The sequence below is a fragment of the Burkholderia cepacia genome (genome assembly GCF_029962485.1).
Classification (GTDB): Bacteria; Pseudomonadota; Gammaproteobacteria; order Burkholderiales; family Burkholderiaceae; genus Burkholderia.
In genome coordinates, this window is the sequence record NZ_CP073638.1 from 1,388,300 (window position 1) to 1,408,644 (window position 20,345).

The following is a 20,345-nucleotide window of genomic DNA, read 5'->3' on the forward strand; positions in this document are numbered from 1 at the left end:
GATAACAGCGCGTCAGGCGCGCTCGGGCGGTGCGCGTGGATACGCGCGCGGATAGCGGCCGGCGTGCACCGCGACGGCAGGCGGCGCGGCGGTGGACGCGGAAACGGCGGGGATGGAAGCGAACGACGCAGCAGCAGGCGCACCGATCGCGGGGCTATGGGCGAAGAAGCCGCAGTAGCCGCACGCGTCGAGATGCAGCGCGTGATCGTGCATGCGGCCCGCATCGGCCGACCGATGCACGCCATGTTCCGTACTGCAGACGATGGCGTCCGGCGTGGCCGCTTGCGCGATGCGCCACTGCGACACCAGCGGCGCCGCGATCGCGATCCAGATCGCGAGCACGCCAAGCCAGGCGGTCAGGTGACGATGTCGGTGCAGCATGCGTGGCGACGAGTAAGCGGAATGTAAAAACAGCCGAGATGTTACCGAATGTTCAACGCGATGAACAGTCACCCATGCCGGTAAACGGACCGGGGGCGCATGGTTGTCAGCACAACCATGCGCCCCCGCCCGTGAGGCATGCCAAGCACGTGGCGATCAGGGCGCCATGCGCCGCAGCACGTCGTCGCGCCGGATGAAGTGGTGGTACAGCGCGGCCAGCGCATGCAGGCCGATCACGAAGTAGAACGCGTTGCCGATCAGCTCGTGCGCTTCCTTGATCGTCGGCCGCAGCGCCTTGTCGGGGCCGAACAGCGTGAACGACACGCCGAGCCAGTCGAGCGACACCGGCTTGCCGCCCAGGTTGATCATCATGATGCCGAGCAGCGGCTGCGCGATGATGAACACGTAGAGCGCGACATGCGCGAGCCTCGACAGCCAGCGCAGCAGCGCCGCCTGCGGAATGGCTTCCGGCACGCGGCTGACGATGCGCCACAGCACGCGCAGCACCGACAGCACCAGCACGAACGTGCCTGCGGTGAGGTGCACGTTCATCCAGAACACGCGGCTGTCGCTGCCCTTCGGGCCGCGAATCTCGATGGCGAGATAGGCCAGCGCCACCAGCACGAAGATGGCCCAGTGGAAGAAGATCGCGGGCGAACTGTAGCGCGTCTGTTTCGCGAGGATGTTTCTCATGCTTCGTCTCGTGTGGTATGCGGGGTGGCGCGCGGGCGGCAACCGGCTCTGCGCCCGGCTTGGCTTTCAGGATTGTAGCCGCACGGGCGTCCGGTTTTACGCGACACGGTCAAATATCTGACGAATCGTCGACGCGCACCGCGCGCGTCCCTCATATGGAAAGTCCGCATCGCGCGCGCAAACGGCTGTGGCACGATGAAGCTTTGGTGCGACGGCGCGCGGGCATCATGAGCAAAGCGTTCTTCGTTGCGGCCTATCGGCTGACCGCCGCGTTGCTCGCGGTATCCACCACGCTGCACAGCGTCGCCGACTACTGGCGCCTGCCGAACTTCCATCTCGGCAACTATCTCAGCTACTTCACGCAACTGAGCAGCCTCTACGCGGCCGCGATGCTGGCCGCGGGGCTCTGGCGCATCGCGCGCCCCGGGTCGGCCCGCTACGAATCGATGCGCGGCGCGGCCGTGCTGTACGTGCTGATCACCGCGATCGTCTACGAACTCCTGCTGGCGCGGCTCGATGCGCTGCGCCATGTCACGCCGGCGTTCAACAACTGGGTGCTGCACCGGATCGTGCCGCTCGTGATGCTGTGCGACTGGCTGTACGTGGAGCCGTGCCGGCCGATCGCGCGCAGCAGCGCGTTCGCCTGGCTCGCTTTTCCGGTCGTCTATCTCGGCTATACGCTCGTGCGCGGTGCGCTGGAGAACTGGTATCCCTACCCGTTCGTCGATCCGCGGCCGCACGGCTACCTGCCGGTCGCGATCCAGTGCTCACTGATCGCGCTTGGCGCGGCGGCGCTCGCATTGGGCATCCGCTGGCTCGGCAATCACGCGAGACAGTCCGGTACCGCGACACTCAAGGGGGGATGAAGGCAGGAGCGTGTGCGCCGCCCGGCGCACACGGAATACTGCGGGCCGTCAGCCGCCGTTGCGCGGCAGGAAGTTCATCGGATCGACGACCTTGCCGTTCTGACGGACTTCGAACTCGAACGTCGAGCGGCCGTTCGCGTCGGTGCCCATTTCGGCGACCGGCTGGCCCTGGCGCACCGCGTCGCCTTCGTTGACGAGCAGCTTGCCGTTGTGCCCGTAGGCCGTGATGAGGCCGTTGTCGTGCTTCAGGATCACGAGCGGACCGTACGCCTTGACGCCGGACCCGGCGTAGACCACGCGCCCGTTCGCCGCGGCCCGCACCGAATGGTCGGGCCCGGATGCGGCGATCACGACGCCGCGCGTCTTGCCAGTCGCGAACGGCGTCGCGACGACACCCGTAGCCGGCCACGCGAGCGAGCCCGGCGCGGCTGCGGCGGACGGCTGCCCGGGCGACGGCGCGGCGGACGGCGGCGCCACGCGCAGCACCTGGCCAGGCGACACGGCATCGGTCGGCGCCATGTGGTTCCAGCTGGCCACGTCCTGCACGCGTTGCCCGTAGGCACTCGCGATGCCCGCGAGCGTATCGCCCGGGTTCACGCGGTAATAGCCGGCGATCACGCCCGGCGTCGCAGCCGACATCGAGGTCGGCTGGCGCGCCGGTTGCCAACTGTCAGTCCACGGTGTCAGCGTACATCCCGACAGCGCGACGGCTGCGGCGATGAGCGCCGCCTGCGGCAACCAGCGCGTCAGCGCATCGTGGATGGGAATAGTTTCTCTCAAGGGTCCTCCCGGATTTGCGTCGTGGCGCCGCCCACCGCCCCCCGGTGCGCGCCGCACGATGTCCGGCCGGACGGCCGGACCAACCAGTATCCGACCGCTCTCGCGGCCGTCAGTTTCCACAGCGGAACGTCGATGCGAATGGGCTCACCGGCCCCTTTTTCGCACTTTTCAGTGTCGTCCCGACCGGCAAAGATACCATTTGTCGCGGTCGGGACTGCGTCAGCTGCCTGTTCCGGCAACAATCTTGCACCGCCGTGCGGGTGTGGCGACGGCCTGCGAGCCGCGCCGCGCGGGCCGTCCGGCGGGCCTGGCGCGGGTTTTCCACCCGCGCCGCCGCGCGCGCCGGCCATCTCGTCCCCGTCACATTCCCCTCTTCGATCGCCGCCTATACTCGGGGATGCAGCGCGCGATCCAATGACAACGAGGAGCATGACAATGAACAACGCGACGTTTCTTTCCGTGCAGCTCGACGCCGACGATTTCGCCGGCTCCAGCAGCCTGGTCGAATTGCTCAACCGGCACCTGCTGTTCGCGACCGATGTCGCTGAAGCGGCCGACGCGCTCGTCCAGCTGGCGAGCGTCGCGCACATGACGGGCGCCACGCGCCACAGCGTCGAGCTGCCGGTCCTCGCGATCGAACGACTGCGCGACGCACTCGACACGCTGAGCGGCTACGACGAAACGTGGCTGCAGGTGCTGGAACCGGCCGAAGCGCTGTTCCGCGATATCGGGCGCGGCCGCCGCCCGCTGCATTGAGCGCCGGCGCATCACGCGCCGCCAATGAAAACAGCCCGTCGTTCCGCATAACGGAACGACGGGCTGTTTGTACTGCATGGGGTCGGATCCGGCCGCCGAAGCGGCCGCACCATTAACGACCCTTGTAGATCGGGGCGTCGTCAGCGATACGCTTGACTTGCCAGCCGGTCTTGGCCTTGGCCGGTGCGCCGGATTCTTGCGCGGCGGCCGGTTGTGCGCCGTAGCCGGTCGTGTCGGCAGCGGCGACGTTTTGTTGCGGGTTCAGACGGGCTTCAGCAGCCTGGATGCCTTCCGGGTAGTTCGTGCGGTCGCTGCCCAGCTTGTAGCCGGCCTGCTGGACGGCGACGAGTTCGGCCTTCACCTGTGCACGGGTGACGGGCGCGTTCTGTTGGGCGAACGAGACGGCGGGAACGGCGAGGACGGCAGCTGCAGCGAACGTTGCGATCAGCGATTTCATGATTACCTCCGGGATTTTTTTGCTCCGCCGCACACACCATGTCTGCAGCGATGGAACAGAGTTTAGTCCCGGCAGCACCTAGGGAAAACCATGAAAGAACGAAAACACTGTTTCCCCGGAGCCAACAATGTCGGCATCCGGGATAGAAAAACCCTATTCAGAGAATAGATTTTCGCAACAATGCTGCCCCCGCGGGCCGGTTACGACCAGTTCGCGTGGAAGCTGCCCGGCTTGTCGGTGCGCTCGAACGTGTGCGCGCCGAAGAAGTCGCGCTGCGCCTGCACCAGGTTCGCCGGCAGCCGCTCGGAACGGTAGCTGTCGAAGTACGCGACCGCCGACGCGAACGCCGGTACCGGCACGCCGGCCTTCACCGCGGCGACCACGACATCGCGCAGCGACGCCTGATAGTTCGCGGCGATGTCCTTGAAGTACGGATCGAGCAACAGGTTCGCGAGCGCCGGATCCTTCGCATAAGCGTCCGTGATCTTCTGCAGGAAGCGCGCGCGGATGATGCAGCCCGCGCGGAAGATCTTCGCGATCGTCCCGAGATCGAGGTTCCAGCCGTACTCTTCCGATGCCGTGCGCAGTTGCGCGAAGCCTTGTGCGTACGAGATCACCTTGCTCAGGTACAGCGCGCGGCGCACGGCTTCGACGAACGCGGCGCGATCGCCGTCGAACGGCGCGGCGGCCGGGCCCGACAGGATCTTGCTGGCCGCGACGCGCTCGGTCTTCAGCGACGACAGCACGCGCGCGAACACCGATTCGGTGATGAGCGGCAGCGGCACGCCGAGATCCAGCGCGTTCTGGCTCGTCCACTTGCCGGTGCCCTTCTGCGCGGCGCGATCGAGGATCACGTCGACGAGGTGCTTGCCGGTCTCTTCGTCCTTCTTGCCGAAGATCTTCGACGTGATCTCGATCAGGTAGCTGTCGAGTTCGCCCTGGTTCCATTCGGTGTACACCGCGCCGAGCTCGTCGTTGGTCAGACCCGCGACGTCCTTCAGCACCGAGTAGCTTTCGGCGATCAGTTGCATGTCGCCGTATTCGATGCCGTTGTGGACCATCTTCACGTAGTGGCCCGCACCGTCCGGTCCCATGTACGCGACGCACGGCTCGCCGTCCGACGGCGCCTTCGCGGCGATCTGCTTGAGGATCGGCTCGACGAGGTCGTACGCGTCGCGCTGACCGCCGGGCATGATCGACGGGCCACGCAGTGCGCCCTCTTCGCCGCCCGACACGCCGGTGCCGATGAAGTGCAGGCCCGATTGCGCGAGTTCCTGGTTGCGGCGGATCGTGTCGGTGAAGTGCGTATTGCCGCCGTCGATCAGCACGTCGCCCTTCTCGAGCAGCGGCTTGAGCGATGCGATCGTCGCATCGGTCGCTTCGCCGGCCTTCACCATCATCAGGATCCGGCGCGGCGTTTCGAGCGACGCGACGAACTCCTCGAGCGTATAGGTCGGCACCAGGTTGCGGCCGGGGAATTCGGCGATCAGTTCGTCGGTTTTCTCGCGGCTGCGGTTGTACACCGACACCGCGTAACCGCGGCTCTCGATATTGAGTGCGAGATTGCGGCCCATCACCGCGAGCCCGATCACACCGATTGCTTGTTTGCCCATTAGTCAATTCTCCGGAAAAAACGGGGCGCGACCCGACCCGGGCCGCGCGCACAGGCGAAAGGATAGTGGAAACCCGGCGTCGATGCGCGCTTGCGTGTCATTGCTCCGCGTGCGGCAGCAGCCGGAACACGACGCTCAGGTTGTTCGCCGGCATCTCGACGACCTCAATGCAGTCGAGCCCGCGATCGAGGCCGAGCGCGACGACGGTCTCGAGATCGCGCACGCCCCACGACGGGTCGCGGCTGCGCAGCTGCAGGTCGAATGCCTCGTTCGACGGCGCCGTGTGCCGGCCTTCGCGACGGTACGGGCCGTACAGGAACAGCACGCCGCCCGGCCGCAGCAGCCGCGCCGCGCCCGCGAACAGCGCTTCCGTGCAGGCCCACGGCGAGATATGAATCATGTTGATGCAGACGATCGCATCGAGTGCCGCGACCGGCCACGATGCATCGCGCACGTCGAACGCCAGCGGCCCGGCGACGTTCGCGAGGCCCGCATGCGCGATCCACGCGGCGACCGAGTGCCGCGCCTGTTCGTCGGGATCGCTCGGCTGCCAGCGCAGGCCCGGCAGTGCCTGCGCGAAATGAACGACATGCTGTCCGGTGCCGCTCGCGATCTCGAGCACGCTGCCGCTCGCCGGCAGCACACGGCGCAACACGTCGAGGATCGGCCCGCGGTTGCGTTCGGCCGCGGGCGCCAGCAGCCGCGCGGAAGGATCGGGTGAAGATGTAGCGCCGGTCACGATGCATGCTCCATGGTGTTGCCGCCAAGACCCAGACGGGTCGTCAGTGCGTCGAGCGCCGGTGCGCAACGCGCCTCGACCTTCAGCGTCAGTATCGGATCGGCGCGCGTATGGCCGAGATTGAGCGCGGCGACCGGCTTCTGCTGCGCCTGCGCCCACACGCAGAAGCGGTAGCCGGAATACACCATCAGCGACGAACCGACGACGAGCAGCGCATCGGCCGCGTCGAGCGCCTGCGACGCCAGCGCCACGCGTTCGCGCGGCACGTTCTCGCCGAAGAACACGACTGCCGGCTTCAGCAGGCCACCGCATGCGGGGCACGCCGGGATCCGGAACGTGTCGAGCGCGGCCCATTCGAGGTGCGCGTCGCCGTCCGCGGCCGGCTCGGCCTGCGCGCCCAGCAATTCGGGATTGTCGGCTTCGAGCACGTCCTGGATCGTCGCGCGTGCATGGTGCGCGCCGCATTCGAGGCAGGTCACGCCGTTGATCCCGCCGTGCAGTTCGATCACGTCGTCGCTGCCCGCCCGCTGGTGCAGGCCGTCGACGTTCTGCGTGACGAGGCGCTCGATCCGGCCCGCGCCGCCGAGCCGCGCCAACGCGACGTGCGACCCGTTCGGCCGCGCGCGGCCGACGACGGGCCAGCCGATCATGCTGCGCGCCCAGTAGCGTCGCCGCGCGGCATCGGAGCCGAGGAATTCGTGAAGCTGGATCGGCGGCGAGCGCATCCACTGACCGTTGCGGTCGCGATAGCCCGGAATGCCGGAATCGGTACTGATGCCCGCGCCGGTCAGCACGAGCAGGCGCGGATGACGCTCGACGAACGCATGCAGCGCATCGAGCGCGGCCGGGTCGACGCCAGCGGTTGAGGGGTCGTGCAAGGCTTTGTCGTTCATGTTGGCAACGCGTGATCGGGCGCGCCGGCAGGCCGTGCGACCGCACGAGCGGCCCGCGCGCCAACACATGATACAGAACGACGCACGATCCGGCCGGCGGCCCCCGCGCAAAACCGGCGCACAAAAAAAGACGCCCATTCACCACTCGGCGATGGGCGCTTCAACAATTGATCCATCGGGGTAGTGGATCAACTGACAGCACAAAGTTGCGACGTCCACCATGCGGCCACCGGTGAACGCTTCCCCTGGACTACGCGTGTTCCACGATGCTGCGCGCTGCGTTGCGCCGCCGGCGCTTCCGTGCGATCCCGATCATCTCCGCCACGCCGCAACGCGCGGCGCGCGGCGCGCGAACGCATCCACTGCGCGACGACTCGCGTTGCGCCACGGCATGACGATCCGGGATCCAGGCCGGAGCCATCCGCATGCATTCGGGGCTCATCCCCGACGGCCGACCGTTGCCGGTCGGCCTCGTGCGTCAAACATGCACGTTGTCGTTCAGAACGAACCCGATTGCTCGGATGGAACGGAAAGCCGCGCGCTCACGTCGCCGCAATCAACGGCGACGCGAATACCCTGGCAGGTCGGCGATTCATGTTTGCAACACGCCACGTTGCGATTCGGTCTCTTTTCATTCTCTTGTCCCCGTCTCCGATACGTCCGACCCACTGAAGCGATTGTCGGGCCGACTGCGCCCTGCGATCGCACTCACGGCCCGTACAGATATGCAAGGAGCGCACCATGCTTCGCGCCGCAAGGCCGCGCGGGCGCCCGCAAGGTCGTCGGAAGGGATCGCGCACCGTCAGGAAGCGCGAACGTTTCGAAACTGAAACGCCCGCCGGCACGACGATGGCCGGCCATGCGTGGCGTCGGGCTGCAGTGGCCCGTTGCGGCGAAGTCGACGCGTTGCGTCTGCGCGCCACGGACAATCGTCTTACAATCGCCCGACAGTGACAGCCCGCCGCGACCGGATTTGCCGGCGTCGCGCAGCTCGCCACCTCCTGACCGGAACCCGCCTCCGACGCATGTCCGACACACGACAGCGACAATTGCGCGGCGCAACGCGCGGCGTGACGCTGCGGATCGCGTAGCGCCGGGGACGGCGTATGCCGCGCGGCTCGCGCCTTGCGCAAACACGCTAGCATTCGGACACGGAACACCGCGCATCCGCTTTGCATCGTCTCCAAGGATCCGACATGACCACGCCTGCCCCTGCCCGCCCCGACGTCGCCCATCGCGTCTTCTCGGACGGACAGCTGTCGATCGGCCTCACGCTGCCGCTGCTTCGCGGCGGCCATATCGTCGCCGACTTCAACGAGCAGCTCGAACTCGCCGAACTGGCCGATACGCTCGGCTTTCGCGCGCTGTGGATTCGCGACGTACCGTTGAACAGCGCCGACTACCCCGACCCGGTCGGCCATCTCGACCCGTGGGTGCTGCTCGGTGCCCTGGCGGCGCGCACGCGCCGGATCGCGCTGGCCAGCGGCGCGATCGTGCTGCCGCTGCGTCATCCGCTGCACATCGCGAAAGGCGCGCTGTCGGTCGCGACGCTCTCACGCGGGCGCTTCATCCTCGGACTCGGCTCCGGCGACCGGCCACCCGAATATGCGGCGTTCGGCGTCGATGCGGAAACGCGTCGCGACCGCTACCGCGCGCACTGGGACGTCGTCGCAGCCGCATTGGGCGTGCCATCCCGCGTGCTGCCCGACGAAGCACCGGCCGACGCGCCCGAGTTCATGCTGCTGCCGCGCGGCGACGCGGTGCCGATGCTCGCGGTCGGCTCGGGCGGACAGAGCGTCGACTGGATCGCGCGGCACTCGATCGGCTGGATGACGTACCACCGTGATCCGGACACGCAGCGCGCACGCCATTCCATGTGGCGCGCGGCGGTCGATCGGCTTTCGGCGCCGGAACTCCGCGCGTTCGGCGTATCTATGCGACTCGACCTCGCCACGGACCCCGACGCACCGGCCAGCGCGCTCTCGCTCGGCTACGCGACCGGGCGCCGCGCCCTGGTCGACATCCTGCAGGACATGCGTGCGGCGGGCACGCATCATGTCACGCTGAACCCGGGATCCGACCGGCCCGTGCGCGAGGTCATCGAGGAAATCGCCGAGTACGTGCTGCCGGTCTTTCACGGCGAACATCCGTGATTCGTCAGGAATCCAGATTTATCTGATGCATCGGACACGTTCGGGCGATTGCTCACGTTGCAACGCACTGCTCGCCTCCCACTGCAAACGGACGTTACAAGCACCTTACGACCCAGCAAGCAGGGCCCTCCCGACTGTCGGACCAGCCGGAGCCTGCGTCAGACATTTGCCTGCGCAAGCGCGACGCAAACGCCCGCGCCGCCTCACGCATGCCCGATTCGAATAGTCGTCGACGGAACTATTCGGCTCCGATCGCGATCATGTTAACTTCCGTCCATCGTTCAGCCTGGCGGGCCGCGCGCCGATGCGCACCCGCATGCCTACTCCATGCGACATTTCCTCCTCGGCTGGCTGCTTGCCGCCGTCGTGTCGGCCGCCCATGCGGCCGCCCCCATTCCGGCCGCTGCATCGGCCGCCTCCGGCACCAAGCCCGCGCTGACGCCGCAACAGGCCCAGCAGGCACTCGATGTGCTCGAAAATCCGCGCGAGCGCGCGCAGGTCGAAACGACGCTGCGCGCGATCGCGGCCGTCGGCGCATTGAGTGCGCCCGCGGTCGCCGCCAGCGAAGCGGCCGCGGCCAGCAGCGCATCGGCCGCCGCGGCCCCGACCGCGCTCACGTCGAACGGGCTCGCGTCGATGCTCGTCCGCCAGGGGTCGCGCTGGAGCACCGAAATCGGCGGCGCGCTGAAGGAATCGCTGCGCTCGCTGCTCGATGTCGGGTCGGTCGGCAGCTGGTGGCATGACAGGCTGGTACGCGCCGACGAGCGCGCCGATCTCGCCCACACGATCTGGGTCATGCTCGCCGTGCTCGTACCCGCGCTCGTCGTCGAATGGTTCGCGAAGCGGCTGTTGCGACGTGCGCTGGCCGCAGTGGCCGCACGGCGCGCCGGCACATCGCGCCCCACCGTGCCCGATTCCGTCACCCCAGACGACGACGCGCCGCCAGACACATCCGCGCCGCCCAACGCCACCGATGCTGCCGAAGCCGCGCCAGCCTCATCCCAGGGTCAAGGCCACGCGCGCCGTCATACCACGCTGCTGCACCGGATGCCGCGTGCGCTCGTCAGCCTCGCGCTGCGCGTGGTGCCGCTGCTCGTGTTCGTCGGCGTCGCGAGCCTGACGATGTCGCTGATCGGCGATGCGGGTACACCGATCGAATCCGCGCTCGAAGCGCTGATCGACATCTACGTGATCTGCCGGCTCGTCACGATCGTCAGCCGGCTGTTCTTCCAGCCCGACGCTCGGCAGCTGCGGCTGCTGCATATCAGCGACGCATGGGCCGATTTCGCGCAGCGCTCGATCGCACGAATCGTGATCGTGGTCGGCGCGTGCACGGCCGCGGTCGAGATCGCCGCCAGCTTCGGCCTCAGCGAAGCCGGTCACGTCGCGCTGTTGAAAGCCGTCGCGCTCGTCGGGCACGTGATGATCTCGGTGCTGATCCTGCAGTGCCGCCAGCCGGTCGCCGCGCGGATTCGCGCGGCCGGCGCGGACCGTCCGAGCTTCGCCGTGATCGGCAACGCGCTCGCGGATGCCTGGGCCCCCGTGTCGGTCTTCGTCGTGATGGCGCTGTGGTTCGTGTGGGCGCTCGACGTCCACAACGGCTATCGCGTGCTGATCACGCTCGGCGGCCGCTCGATCGCCGTGATGATCGGCATGCGGATGGTGTCGATCGTCGTGTTCGGCGCGCTCGCGCGGCTGTTCCAGGGCCGCGACGAAGACCGCACGCTCGTCCATCTGCACGCGTACCGCTACTACCCGCTGCTGCGCCAGATCGTATCGGGCGCGATCGGCATCGTGACGCTCGTGCTGCTGCTGCAGATCTGGGGCGTGCCGGTCTTCCGCGCGTTCGAGACCGGCACGATCGGCCACCGGCTCGCATCGGCGCTGGTGACGATCGCGATCGCGGCGATCGTCGCGCTCGTCGTATGGGAAGCCGCGAACATCGCGATCGAGCGCCGCCTGCAGCGCTGGACGCGCGAAGGCAACCTGGTGCGCGCGGCGCGGTTGCGCACGCTGCTGCCGATGCTGCGCTCGCTGCTGTTCGTGATGATCGCGCTCGTCGTCGTGCTGACGGGTCTCAGCCAGCTCGGCGTGAACGTCGGCCCGCTGCTGGCCGGCGCGAGCATCTTCGGCGTCGCGCTCGGTTTCGGCTCGCAGAAGCTCGTGCAGGATTTCATCACCGGAATCTTCCTGCTGATGGAAAACGCCATGCAGGTCGGCGACTGGGTCACGCTCGCCGGCGTGTCGGGCACGGTCGAATACCTGTCGATCCGCACCGTGCGGCTGCGCGCGGGCGACGGGTCGCTGTATACGATCCCGTTCAGCTCTGTAACGACCGTCAACAACACGAATCGCGGGCTCGGCAATGCGGCCGTCAAGGTCAGCATCGCTTATGGCGAGGACATCGATCGCGCGATCGCGACGCTCAAGGAGATCGGCGCCGCATTGCGCGACGATCCGAAATACCATGACGGCATCCTGTCCGACTTCAGCTACTGGGGTATCGACCAGGTCGACGGCGCAGCGCTCGCGCTGGCCGGACAGATGCAGTGCACGGACTCGACGCGCTGGAGCGTGCAGCGTGAATTCAACCGGCGGATAGCGGAAACGTTCCGCGAACGCGGCATCCGGATCGCCAATCCGCAGCGTAGCGTCGTCGCGTATGCGGATGGATCGCGGCCGGTCGGCAACGGCGAGAACGGCAGCCATGACGGCAACGGCAATGCCGCCGAAACGGCGCCCCGGCCGCCGTCAAACGACGAGCCGGCGCGCAAGCCGAACTGACTTGAAGGGTTAGCGGCCCGCCGCGCTCAACGTGCGGCGGGCTTGGTCACGCGCCGCGTGTTGTTCGCCGCGGAGGTTGATGCGCCGGGCTTCGCCGTGCGTTCCGCCGCAGCACGCGGCCTGCGCTTCGCGGCAGCCTCGGGACCGGCGGCAAACGCATCGCACTGCGCGTGCCATTGTTCGAGCAGCACGCGCGTCTGGTCGGCGATCGTCTCGATCAGCAACGCCGCGCGCTCGCCATTGAATGCATCCCATTCGAGCACCTGCAGCGCGGAACGCTCCGCGATGTGGAACACCGTGATCTGCCCGAACAGGCTCATCGCGCGCAAGCGCGTGACGGGATCGTCGGCCGGCCGCCCCGAGATGCGGCCGATCAACTCGGCGCTCACGTCGTTGAGCGGCTTGCGCATGCGCTTCATCAGGATTTCGCTCGCGCTTGCCGGCTCCTGGCCGACCTGCTCGCGCGCGAAGAACAACCGCTGGTTCATCGTCTTCGGCGCCGTGAACATCCGGTCCGACAACGCACGCAGCAGCCCGATGAACGCGTCGATCAGCACGTCGACGTCCGCGTCCGCGTCGAGCATCGCCCACGCATGGCCGACCGACGGCGCGAACACCTCCCAGCCGTTCTCGGCGATCGTCTCCACGCACGCGCGGTAAACGCCTTCCTTGTTCTCGAAGTAGTACTGGAGCGCCGGTGCGTTCACGCCGGCCATCGCGGCAATCTCGCGCGTCGATGCGCCCGCGAACCCGCGTTCGCCGAACAGTTCAATCGCCGCTTCGATGATCCGCTGGCGCGTTTCGTCGCCGCGCGCGTAGCCGCTCGCGGACGTGCGACGCAGCTTCTTCGCTTCGTTCATGCCTTCCTCGTCATTCGATCGATCGACATTCTACTTGACACAATTCTAGCAACTGGAATAATTCTTCCACTCGGAATAAATTGGATGCCAGCATGTCGACGCTGCAAGACCCGCCACAGAAAGCAAATCGTCAGGAAACCGGAACAACGCCGCGCAACGAAAAGGTCGGATCGAAGCGGCGCATCCTGCTCGTGGTCGCCGTGCTCGCGGTCATCGGCGGCGCCGTCTGGCTCGGCCGCTGGTGGACGGTCGGCCGCTTCATCGAAAGCACCAACGATGCTTACCTGCAGGCGGACAGCATGACCGCCGCGCCGAAGGTCGCCGGCTACGTGACCGACGTGTATGTGCGCGACAATCAGGCCGTGAAGGCCGGCGATCCGCTCGTGCGGCTCGACGTCCGCCAGTACCAGGTCGCGCTCGCGCAATCGCTCGCGACCGTCGACGCGCGCCGCGCGGATATCGCGCGCGCCGAAGCCGATATCAGCCAGCAGCACGCGAATCTCGAACAGGCCGACGCGCAGGCGAAGGTGTCGCAGATCAACGCACGCCACGCGAACGACGAATACGCACGTTATGCACCGCTCGCGGCGACCGGCGCCGAAACGCACGAACGCGTGGCCGACCTGAAGAGCACGCGCGACCAGGCGGCCGCGACGCTCGCCGCGAATAACGCATCGATCGCCGCCGCCCGCACGCAGATCGCATCGTTTACCGCGCAGCTCCAGCAGGCGCGCGCGCAGCTCGAGGCCGCCCAGGCCAGCGCCGCGCAGGCGCAGCTTGACCTCGACAACACGGTCGTGCGCAGCACGCTCGCCGGCCGCGTCGGCGATCGCACGGTGCGCGTCGGTCAATATGTGCAGCCCGGCACGCGCCTGCTGACCGTCGTGCCTGTCGATGCGATCTACCTCGTCGCGAATTTCAAGGAAACGCAGATCGGCCAGATGCGCATCGGCCAGCCCGTCGAACTGCACGTCGATGCGCTGCCGGACGGCGCGCTGTCCGGCGTCGTCGACAGCTTCGCGCCGGGCACGGGCGCACAGTTCGCGCTACTGCCGCCCGAGAACGCGACCGGCAACTTCACGAAGATCGTCCAGCGCGTGCCGGTACGCATCCGCCTCGCCGCGGACGCGCGTGCGCAGCGCATGCTGCTGCCGGGCCTGTCGGTGACGGTCGATGTCGATACGCGTTCGGCCCGCGACGAGCAGCGCCATGGCTGATACGCCCGCCACGATGCCCGCGCCGCCGCACGAAGGCCGCGCGAGCGTGACCGACTGGATCGCGGTCGCGGCCGGCGCGCTCGGCGCGCTGATGGCGACGCTAGACATCTCGATCACGAACTCCGCACTGCCGCAGATCCAGGGCGAAATCGGCGCAACCGGCACCGAAGGCACGTGGATCTCGACCGGCTACCTGATGTCGGAGATCGTGATGATCCCGCTCGCCGCGTGGCTCACGCGTGTGTTCGGGCTGCGCAATTTCCTGCTGACGAACTCCGCGCTCTTCATCGCGTTCTCGATGATGTGCGGCTGGTCGCATTCGCTTCCGATGATGATCGCCGGCCGGATCGGCCAGGGCTTCACCGGCGGTGCGCTGATCCCGACCGCGCAGACCATCATCCGCACGCGGCTGCCGTTGTCGCAGTTGCCGGTCGGGATGACGCTGTTCGGCCTGATCGTGCTGCTCGGGCCGCTGTTCGGCCCCGTGCTCGGCGGCTGGCTTGCGGAGAACGTGAACTGGAGCTGGTGCTTTTTCCTGAACCTGCCCGTGTGCCTGCTGCTGATGGCGCTGCTGGTGTTCGGGCTGCCGTCGGATCGCCCGCAATGGGGTTCGTTCTTCAACGCGGACTGGCTCGGGATCGCCGGCCTCGCGATCGGGCTGAGCTCGCTCACCGTCGTGCTCGAGGAAGGCCAGCGCGAACGCTGGTTCGAATCGCAGATGATCGTCACGTTGAGCCTCGTGTCGCTCGCCGGGATGATCCTGATCGCGCTGTCGCAGCGCTTCGCGAAGCGGCCGATCATGCGGCTGTCGCTGATGCGCAACCCGCGCTACGCGAGCGTGATCGTGATCGTGTCAGCCGTAGGCGCCGGCCTGTACGGCGTGTCCTACCTGCTGCCGCAGTTCCTCGCGATCGTCGCCGGCTACAACGCCGAGCAGGCCGGCGCGATCATGCTGCTGTCGGGGCTGCCGGCCTTTCTCGTGATGCCGATCCTGCCGCGCCTGCTCGGCAAGGTCGATTTCCGCATCCTCGTGATCTCGGGGCTGCTGCTGTTCTGCCTGAGCTGCATGCTCGACATCAGCCTGACCGCGCAGAGCGTCGGCCACGATTTCGTGTGGTCGCAGCTGATCCGCGGCGTCGCGCAGATGCTCGCGATGATGCCGCTCAACCAGGCGTCGATGGCGGCCGTCGCGCGCGAAGACTCGGGCGATGCGGCAGGGCTCTACAACATGGCACGCAACCTCGGCGGCTCGATCGGGCTCGCGATCATCGGCACCGTGATCGACCGGCGCACGACCTTCCATACGGCCGCGCTCCGCGAATCGGTGACCGCGAACTCGCTGATCGGGCAGGAACGGCTGTCGGCCTATGCGGCCAACTGGTTCGCCCACACCGGCGACCTCGCGTATTCGAACATGCGCGCGCTCGGCCAGCTGGCGCAGCAGATCCAGATCCAGGCCGTCGTGATGACCTACTCCGAAACCTTCTACCTGCTGGGCCTCGCACTGCTCGCCTGCGTGCCGCTCGCGTTGCTGCTGAGAACGCCGCGCGGGCCGCAACCGATGTCGTCCGGCCATTGAACCGTCTTACGCGATGAAACCCTTCCCCCTGCCCCGCCGCCCTGCGCTCACGCTGTGTGCGGCCGCGTGCCTGCTCGCCGGCTGCACGGTCGGCCCCGACTATCGCGGCGCGCCCGCCGCACCCGATGCGCCGACCTTCGTGCGCGCGCCTGCCTCCGGCATCGACACCACCGCGCCCGCACCGAGCGCGTGGTGGCACGCGCTGAACGATCGCCAGCTCGACGACCTGATCACCGCCGCGCTCGTCTACAACCCCGATCTGCACGCGGCACAGGCACGCTTGCGCGCATCGCGCGCGCAGCTCTCGCAACAGCGCGCGGCCCAGTTGCCGAAAGCGTCGGCCACCGCAGCGGCCATCCGCATGCGCGAACCGGACGTCAGCGCACTCGGCTCGCTGCTGCCGTCGAACGGGTCGAGCCAGTCGGGCGGCACGTCGCCGTCGCTGGGCGGCTCGGGGCCGCTGCAACTCTATTCGGCGGGCTTCGACGCGACCTGGGAAATCGACCTGTTCGGCGGCACACGTCGTGCGGTCGAAGCGGCATCCGCGCAGGCCGAAGCCGTCGACGCCGATCTCGCCGATACGCAGGTGTCGATCGCAGCCGAAGTCGCGAACGCGTATGTCGACCTGCGCGACCAGCAGCAGCGGCTTGCGCTGTCGCAGCGCACGGCCGAGCTGCAGCAGACGATGCTCGAACTCACGCAGCAGCGCCGCGCGCGCGGCGTCGCGGCCGATGTAGACATCGAACGCCTGACGACGCAGGTCGAGACCACGCGCGCGTCGCTGATCCCGCTCGATGCGCAGGTGACGGAATCGCTCGACCGGCTCGCGATCCTGACGGGCCGTGCGCCGGGTGCGCTCGACGCCGCGCTGTCGGCAACGGACGCCCCGCTGCCGACGCTGCCCGGCAGCGTCGCGATCGGCGATCCGGCCGCACTGCTGAAGCAGCGCCCCGACATTCGCGCGGCCGAACGCCGGCTCGCGTCGAGCAACGCGCAGATCGGCGAGCATGTGGCCGACTATTTCCCGAAGGTGACGCTGCTCGGCGATCTCGGCTTCAGCGCGACGGACCCCGGCCACCTGTTCCGCAAGCAGAATTTCACGTGGGTCGGTGCGCCGTACCTGCAATGGAATATCCTCGACTTCGGGCGCACGCGCGGCGCGGTACGAGCAGCCGAAGCGTCGCGCGACGAAGCGGAAGCGAATTACCAGAAGGCCGTGCTCGGCGCATTACAGGATGCCAACACGGCATTGCAGCGCTACGGGCACCAGCGCGAGCACGTCGTCGCATTGACGAAGGTGCAGACGTCGGCCGTGCATTCGCGCTCGCTGATGGACGAGCGCTATCGTGCGGGCGTCGCGTCGATGATCGACCTGCTCGATACGCAACGCGAAGCGCTGTCCGCACAGCAGAACGTGATCGCCGGACAAGCCGAGCTGATCAAGGACTACGTGTCCGTGCAGAAGAGCCTCGGGCTCGGCTGGCAGGCGAACGCGGGGTGACGGCGCCGGTGCGCATGATGCACGATCGCCACATCATGCACGCCGCAACAACTCATTGCGTGCGCAACAATACCGATTCGTTTCGTCCGCAACGAGTGGGCCCGCGCAGCTTCGACACCTCGGCTATCGAAAACATATCGAATATCAATTAGCCAATCATCTGACGATCTCTTCTAATTCAGTCGGCTTCCCCACCACCGATCGGATTCAAGGAGTTCCATCGTCATGTCCCCATCCTCCCATCGCGTGCTGCGGCACGCAGTCGCCGCGATCTGCGTTGCCCTCTCCGCTTCCCCATACGCCGCCGAGCTCACGCGCGACACCGGCGCCCCCGTCGGCGACAACCAGAATTCGCAGACGGCCGGCCCTGCCGGCCCCGTGCTGCTGCAGGACTCCGCGCTCATCGAGAAGCTGCAGCGCTTCGATCGCGAGCGCATTCCTGAACGCGTCGTGCATGCGCGCGGCACCGGCGCCTTCGGCGAGTTCGTGCCGAGCGCCGACATCTCCGACCTGACGAAAGCGAAGGTCTTCACGCCGGGCACCCGCACGCCGGTGTTCGTGCGCTTCTCGACCGTGATGGGCTATCGCGGCTCGCCCGAACAGGCGCGCGATCCGCGCGGCTTCGCGGTGAAGTTCTATACGCAGCAGGGCAACTGGGACATGGTCGGCATCAACTGGCCCGTGTTCTTCATTCGCGACGGCATCAAGTTCCCCGACTTCGTTCACGCGAACAAGCCAAGCGCCGTGACCGGCGTGCAGGACCCGAACCTCGCATTCGACTTCTTCGCGCACACGCCCGAAGCGACCCACATGCTGACGATGCTGTACACGAACGCGGGTATGCCCGATTCGTATCGCCGCATGGACGGCTTTGCGGTGCATGCGTTCAAGTTCGTCAATGCGCAAGGCGACGTGCACTACGTGAAGTTCCACTGGAAGAGCCAGCAAGGCGTGCATGGCCTGCGTCCGCAAGAGATCGCCGCATCGATCGGGCGCGACTGGAACATGATGACGAACGACCTGTACGGCGCGCTGAAGCAAGGCGATTTCCCGAAATGGGATCTGTACGTGCAGGTGCTCACGCCGAAGGAGCTGAATCGCTTCGACTTCGATGCGCTGGACGATACGAAGGTGTGGACCGGCGTACCTGAGCGAAAGATCGGCACGATGACGCTCAATCGCGTGCCCGACAACTACTTCCAGTCGACCGAGGAATCGGCGTTCGCGCCGTCGCGGCTCGTACCGGGCATCGAACCGTCCGAGGACCGGATGCTGCAGGATCGCCTGTTCGCGTATGCTGACACGCAGATGTACCGCCTCGGCGCGAACTACATGGACCTGCCGATCAACCGCCCTGTCGTGCCGGTGGTCAACAACAACCAGGACGGCAAGATGAATGCGGGCGACCGCAAGGGCGAGGTGAACTACGAACCGTCGACGCAACACGAGCTCGCGCAGGATCCGCAGTACAAGTCCGTGCGTATGGCGCTCGGCGGCACGACGCAGCAGGAGGCGATCCGCAAGAAGCTGCTGTTCCGTCAGGCCGGCGAGTACTACCGCGGCCTGTCGCAGCAGGACAAGGACGACCTCGTCACCGCGCTGTCCGGCGATCTCGGCCAGGTGAAGAACGCGCAAAACCAGTACGCGATGCTGTCGTACTTCTACAAGGCCGATGCCGACTACGGCACGCGGCTCGCGCAGGCCGTTCACGCGAACGTTCAGCAGGTGCAGTCGCTCGCGGCGAAGCTGAGCGAGAACTGATCGCGCGACACCAGTCGCCGCCGACGTGCGTCTTTGTGCCGCGCACGTCGGCCCGACCTCTTCATCAGGACATTCCCATGCGCTCAGAACGCTTCACGCGCGCGATCCGCGCGGCCGCCATGACCGTGGTGCTGGCCACGACCGCCGGCTGCGCGCACCTGCCCGACCGGCCGGCGTACGGCAAGGCCGATCCCGCCGCACTGCGCCGCTATGACGGCGACTGGTTCGATGCCGCACGCGTCGGTCGCGTCGACATCCTGCGTGCATTGCACGACGCCGGGTATCCCGTCGATGCCACCGACAGCCGAGGCTATACGGCCGTGATACTCGCGTCCTACGACGGCCAGCCTGCCGCGCTTGACTACCTGTTGTCGGCCGGCGCCAACGCATGCGCCGGCGATCGTCACGGCAACACGGCGCTGATGGGTGCGCTCTTCAAGAACGAACCCGGCATCGCACGTCGCCTGATCGACACGCATTGCCCGATCGACCAGACGAACGGCGCCGGCGAAACCGCGCTGGGGTTCGCGACGCTGTTCAATCGCTTCGAGTTGATTCCGCTACTCGTCGCGCACGGCGCGAACCCGAACCATGTCGATCGGCGCGGGCAGTCGCTGCTGCAGCTTGCGCTGACGCACGACAACACCTACGCCGCGGATGCGCTGCGACAAGCCGGCGCCAGGCAGTAGCGCGACTACGCGCCAACCGTCTGAACAATGCGAACGCACCGTGCCATCGTGCCGTTGGTTTCATCGCACGGAGACAGGAAAATGCCGAGCCGCTTTGCCATTGTTCTTGTTGCTCGGAAAAACGCGTCGAGCAGCCGGTAGAAGGTGATCCGCTGTGGATCGCCGTGCGTGACGACACGGTCCTCGGTGCACGGCCGGTGCGCCAGCAGCCTCGCGAACAGTTTGTCGAGCGGCACGCCCGTATTCGCGTCGTCGAGGTTGTCCTCGTCGACGCACCCCGCGTCGATCCGCGCCCGGGCGCGCTCGATGCGAAGCGCGGCGCCGTGATCGAACGGGCACGTGGCCGGATCGAGTCGATGCAGCGCACGCAGCGCATCGGCGACGATCGTCACCTTCGACGCCGGTGCGAGCCGCGCCAGCTCGAGGTTGTCGCCGCGCACCGCACTCAGCAGCATCCACTCGCACCCCTTCCCCCGACCATTGCGACGCCGGCTGACACCCTCTTTTCGGTTCCTTTCGCCGGCTCCATCGAATCTCCATCTTTCCGCATAAAAGACGCCAACTAATCCACGCAAACTCCGCCCCGTCAAAGCAGGCAGTGGGCTGCCTGCGTTTCCTGGAGT

18 protein-coding genes are annotated in these 20,345 nt (G+C 67.3%); 9 read left to right on the forward strand and 9 right to left on the reverse strand.

All coding sequences use genetic code 11. The annotated features are described in order from the left end of the window. Positions 1–12: 12 nt before the first annotated feature. On the reverse strand, positions 13–381 hold the full coding sequence (locus tag KEC55_RS22535; RefSeq protein WP_282510979.1) for a DUF2946 domain-containing protein: 369 nt from the start codon (positions 379–381) through the stop codon (positions 13–15). Between the two features lie 156 nt (positions 382–537). Continuing rightward, the gene (locus tag KEC55_RS22540; protein WP_282510981.1) at positions 538–1,074 is read right to left on the reverse strand and encodes a cytochrome b; all 537 of its coding nucleotides are present in this window, start codon (positions 1,072–1,074) and stop codon (positions 538–540) included. 227 nt (positions 1,075–1,301) lie between these two features. Here KEC55_RS22540 and KEC55_RS22545 point away from each other — a divergent pair, with 227 nt between their 5' ends. Beyond that, positions 1,302–1,940 (forward strand): Pr6Pr family membrane protein, encoded by a 639-nt coding sequence (locus tag KEC55_RS22545; RefSeq protein ID WP_282510983.1) that lies wholly within the window; start codon positions 1,302–1,304, stop codon positions 1,938–1,940. 48 nt (positions 1,941–1,988) lie between these two features. Here KEC55_RS22545 and KEC55_RS22550 read toward each other — a convergent pair whose 3' ends face one another. Continuing rightward, complete coding sequence (locus KEC55_RS22550; protein ID WP_282510986.1) at positions 1,989–2,720, reverse strand: peptidoglycan DD-metalloendopeptidase family protein; 732 nt, start codon at positions 2,718–2,720, stop codon at positions 1,989–1,991. A gap of 435 nt (positions 2,721–3,155) precedes the next feature. On the opposite strand from KEC55_RS22550, the gene KEC55_RS22555 reads away from it, so the two are divergent. After that, complete coding sequence (locus tag KEC55_RS22555) at positions 3,156–3,476, forward strand: hypothetical protein (RefSeq protein WP_282510989.1); 321 nt, start codon at positions 3,156–3,158, stop codon at positions 3,474–3,476. 112 nt (positions 3,477–3,588) lie between these two features. On the opposite strand, the gene KEC55_RS22560 is transcribed toward KEC55_RS22555, so the two are convergent. The 4 genes from KEC55_RS22560 to KEC55_RS22575 form a co-directional block, all read right to left on the reverse strand. After that, positions 3,589–3,933 (reverse strand): DUF4148 domain-containing protein, encoded by a 345-nt coding sequence (locus KEC55_RS22560; protein ID WP_011355774.1) that lies wholly within the window; start codon positions 3,931–3,933, stop codon positions 3,589–3,591. A gap of 200 nt (positions 3,934–4,133) precedes the next feature. Beyond that, positions 4,134–5,546 (reverse strand): NADP-dependent phosphogluconate dehydrogenase, encoded by a 1,413-nt coding sequence (gndA, locus tag KEC55_RS22565; RefSeq protein ID WP_021160879.1) that lies wholly within the window; start codon positions 5,544–5,546, stop codon positions 4,134–4,136. A gap of 97 nt (positions 5,547–5,643) precedes the next feature. Beyond that, on the reverse strand, positions 5,644–6,285 hold the full coding sequence (locus KEC55_RS22570) for a DUF938 domain-containing protein (protein ID WP_176045962.1): 642 nt from the start codon (positions 6,283–6,285) through the stop codon (positions 5,644–5,646). Beyond that, entirely contained in the window at positions 6,282–7,178 is an 897-nt protein-coding gene (locus tag KEC55_RS22575; protein ID WP_282510994.1) for an NAD-dependent protein deacetylase, read from the reverse strand. The genes KEC55_RS22570 and KEC55_RS22575 overlap by 4 nt, the downstream gene beginning before the upstream one ends. Positions 7,179–8,374: 1,196 nt before the next feature. Between KEC55_RS22575 and KEC55_RS22580 the strand changes: the two genes are divergently transcribed. After that, a complete protein-coding gene (locus tag KEC55_RS22580; RefSeq protein ID WP_282510996.1) occupies positions 8,375–9,331 on the forward strand; it encodes an LLM class oxidoreductase in 957 nt (318 codons plus the stop codon). A 327-nt stretch (positions 9,332–9,658) separates the two neighbouring features. Then, entirely contained in the window at positions 9,659–12,115 is a 2,457-nt protein-coding gene (locus KEC55_RS22585) for a mechanosensitive ion channel family protein (protein WP_282510998.1), read from the forward strand. 26 nt (positions 12,116–12,141) lie between these two features. Here KEC55_RS22585 and KEC55_RS22590 read toward each other — a convergent pair whose 3' ends face one another. Beyond that, entirely contained in the window at positions 12,142–12,975 is an 834-nt protein-coding gene (locus KEC55_RS22590) for a CerR family C-terminal domain-containing protein (protein ID WP_282511001.1), read from the reverse strand. A gap of 92 nt (positions 12,976–13,067) precedes the next feature. Between KEC55_RS22590 and KEC55_RS22595 the strand changes: the two genes are divergently transcribed. From KEC55_RS22595 to KEC55_RS22615, 5 genes are all read left to right on the forward strand, one after another. Further along, the gene (locus tag KEC55_RS22595; protein WP_176045967.1) at positions 13,068–14,192 is read left to right on the forward strand and encodes an HlyD family secretion protein; all 1,125 of its coding nucleotides are present in this window, start codon (positions 13,068–13,070) and stop codon (positions 14,190–14,192) included. Next, entirely contained in the window at positions 14,185–15,771 is a 1,587-nt protein-coding gene (locus tag KEC55_RS22600) for an MDR family MFS transporter (RefSeq protein ID WP_282511003.1), read from the forward strand. The genes KEC55_RS22595 and KEC55_RS22600 overlap by 8 nt, the downstream gene beginning before the upstream one ends. Before the next feature lie 13 nt (positions 15,772–15,784). Further along, positions 15,785–17,272 carry an efflux transporter outer membrane subunit gene (locus KEC55_RS22605; protein WP_282511006.1) on the forward strand — a complete coding sequence of 496 codons (1,488 nt, stop codon included), beginning with the start codon at positions 15,785–15,787 and terminating at the stop codon, positions 17,270–17,272. A gap of 225 nt (positions 17,273–17,497) precedes the next feature. Next, the gene (locus KEC55_RS22610; RefSeq protein WP_282511009.1) at positions 17,498–19,033 is read left to right on the forward strand and encodes a catalase; all 1,536 of its coding nucleotides are present in this window, start codon (positions 17,498–17,500) and stop codon (positions 19,031–19,033) included. 77 nt (positions 19,034–19,110) lie between these two features. Then, a complete protein-coding gene (locus KEC55_RS22615; protein WP_282511012.1) occupies positions 19,111–19,722 on the forward strand; it encodes an ankyrin repeat domain-containing protein in 612 nt (203 codons plus the stop codon). 5 nt (positions 19,723–19,727) lie between these two features. On the opposite strand, the gene KEC55_RS22620 is transcribed toward KEC55_RS22615, so the two are convergent. After that, positions 19,728–20,177: a phosphotransferase gene (locus KEC55_RS22620; RefSeq protein ID WP_432626314.1), complete on the reverse strand. Its 450-nt coding sequence runs from the start codon at positions 20,175–20,177 to the stop codon at positions 19,728–19,730. Positions 20,178–20,345 lie beyond the last annotated feature (168 nt).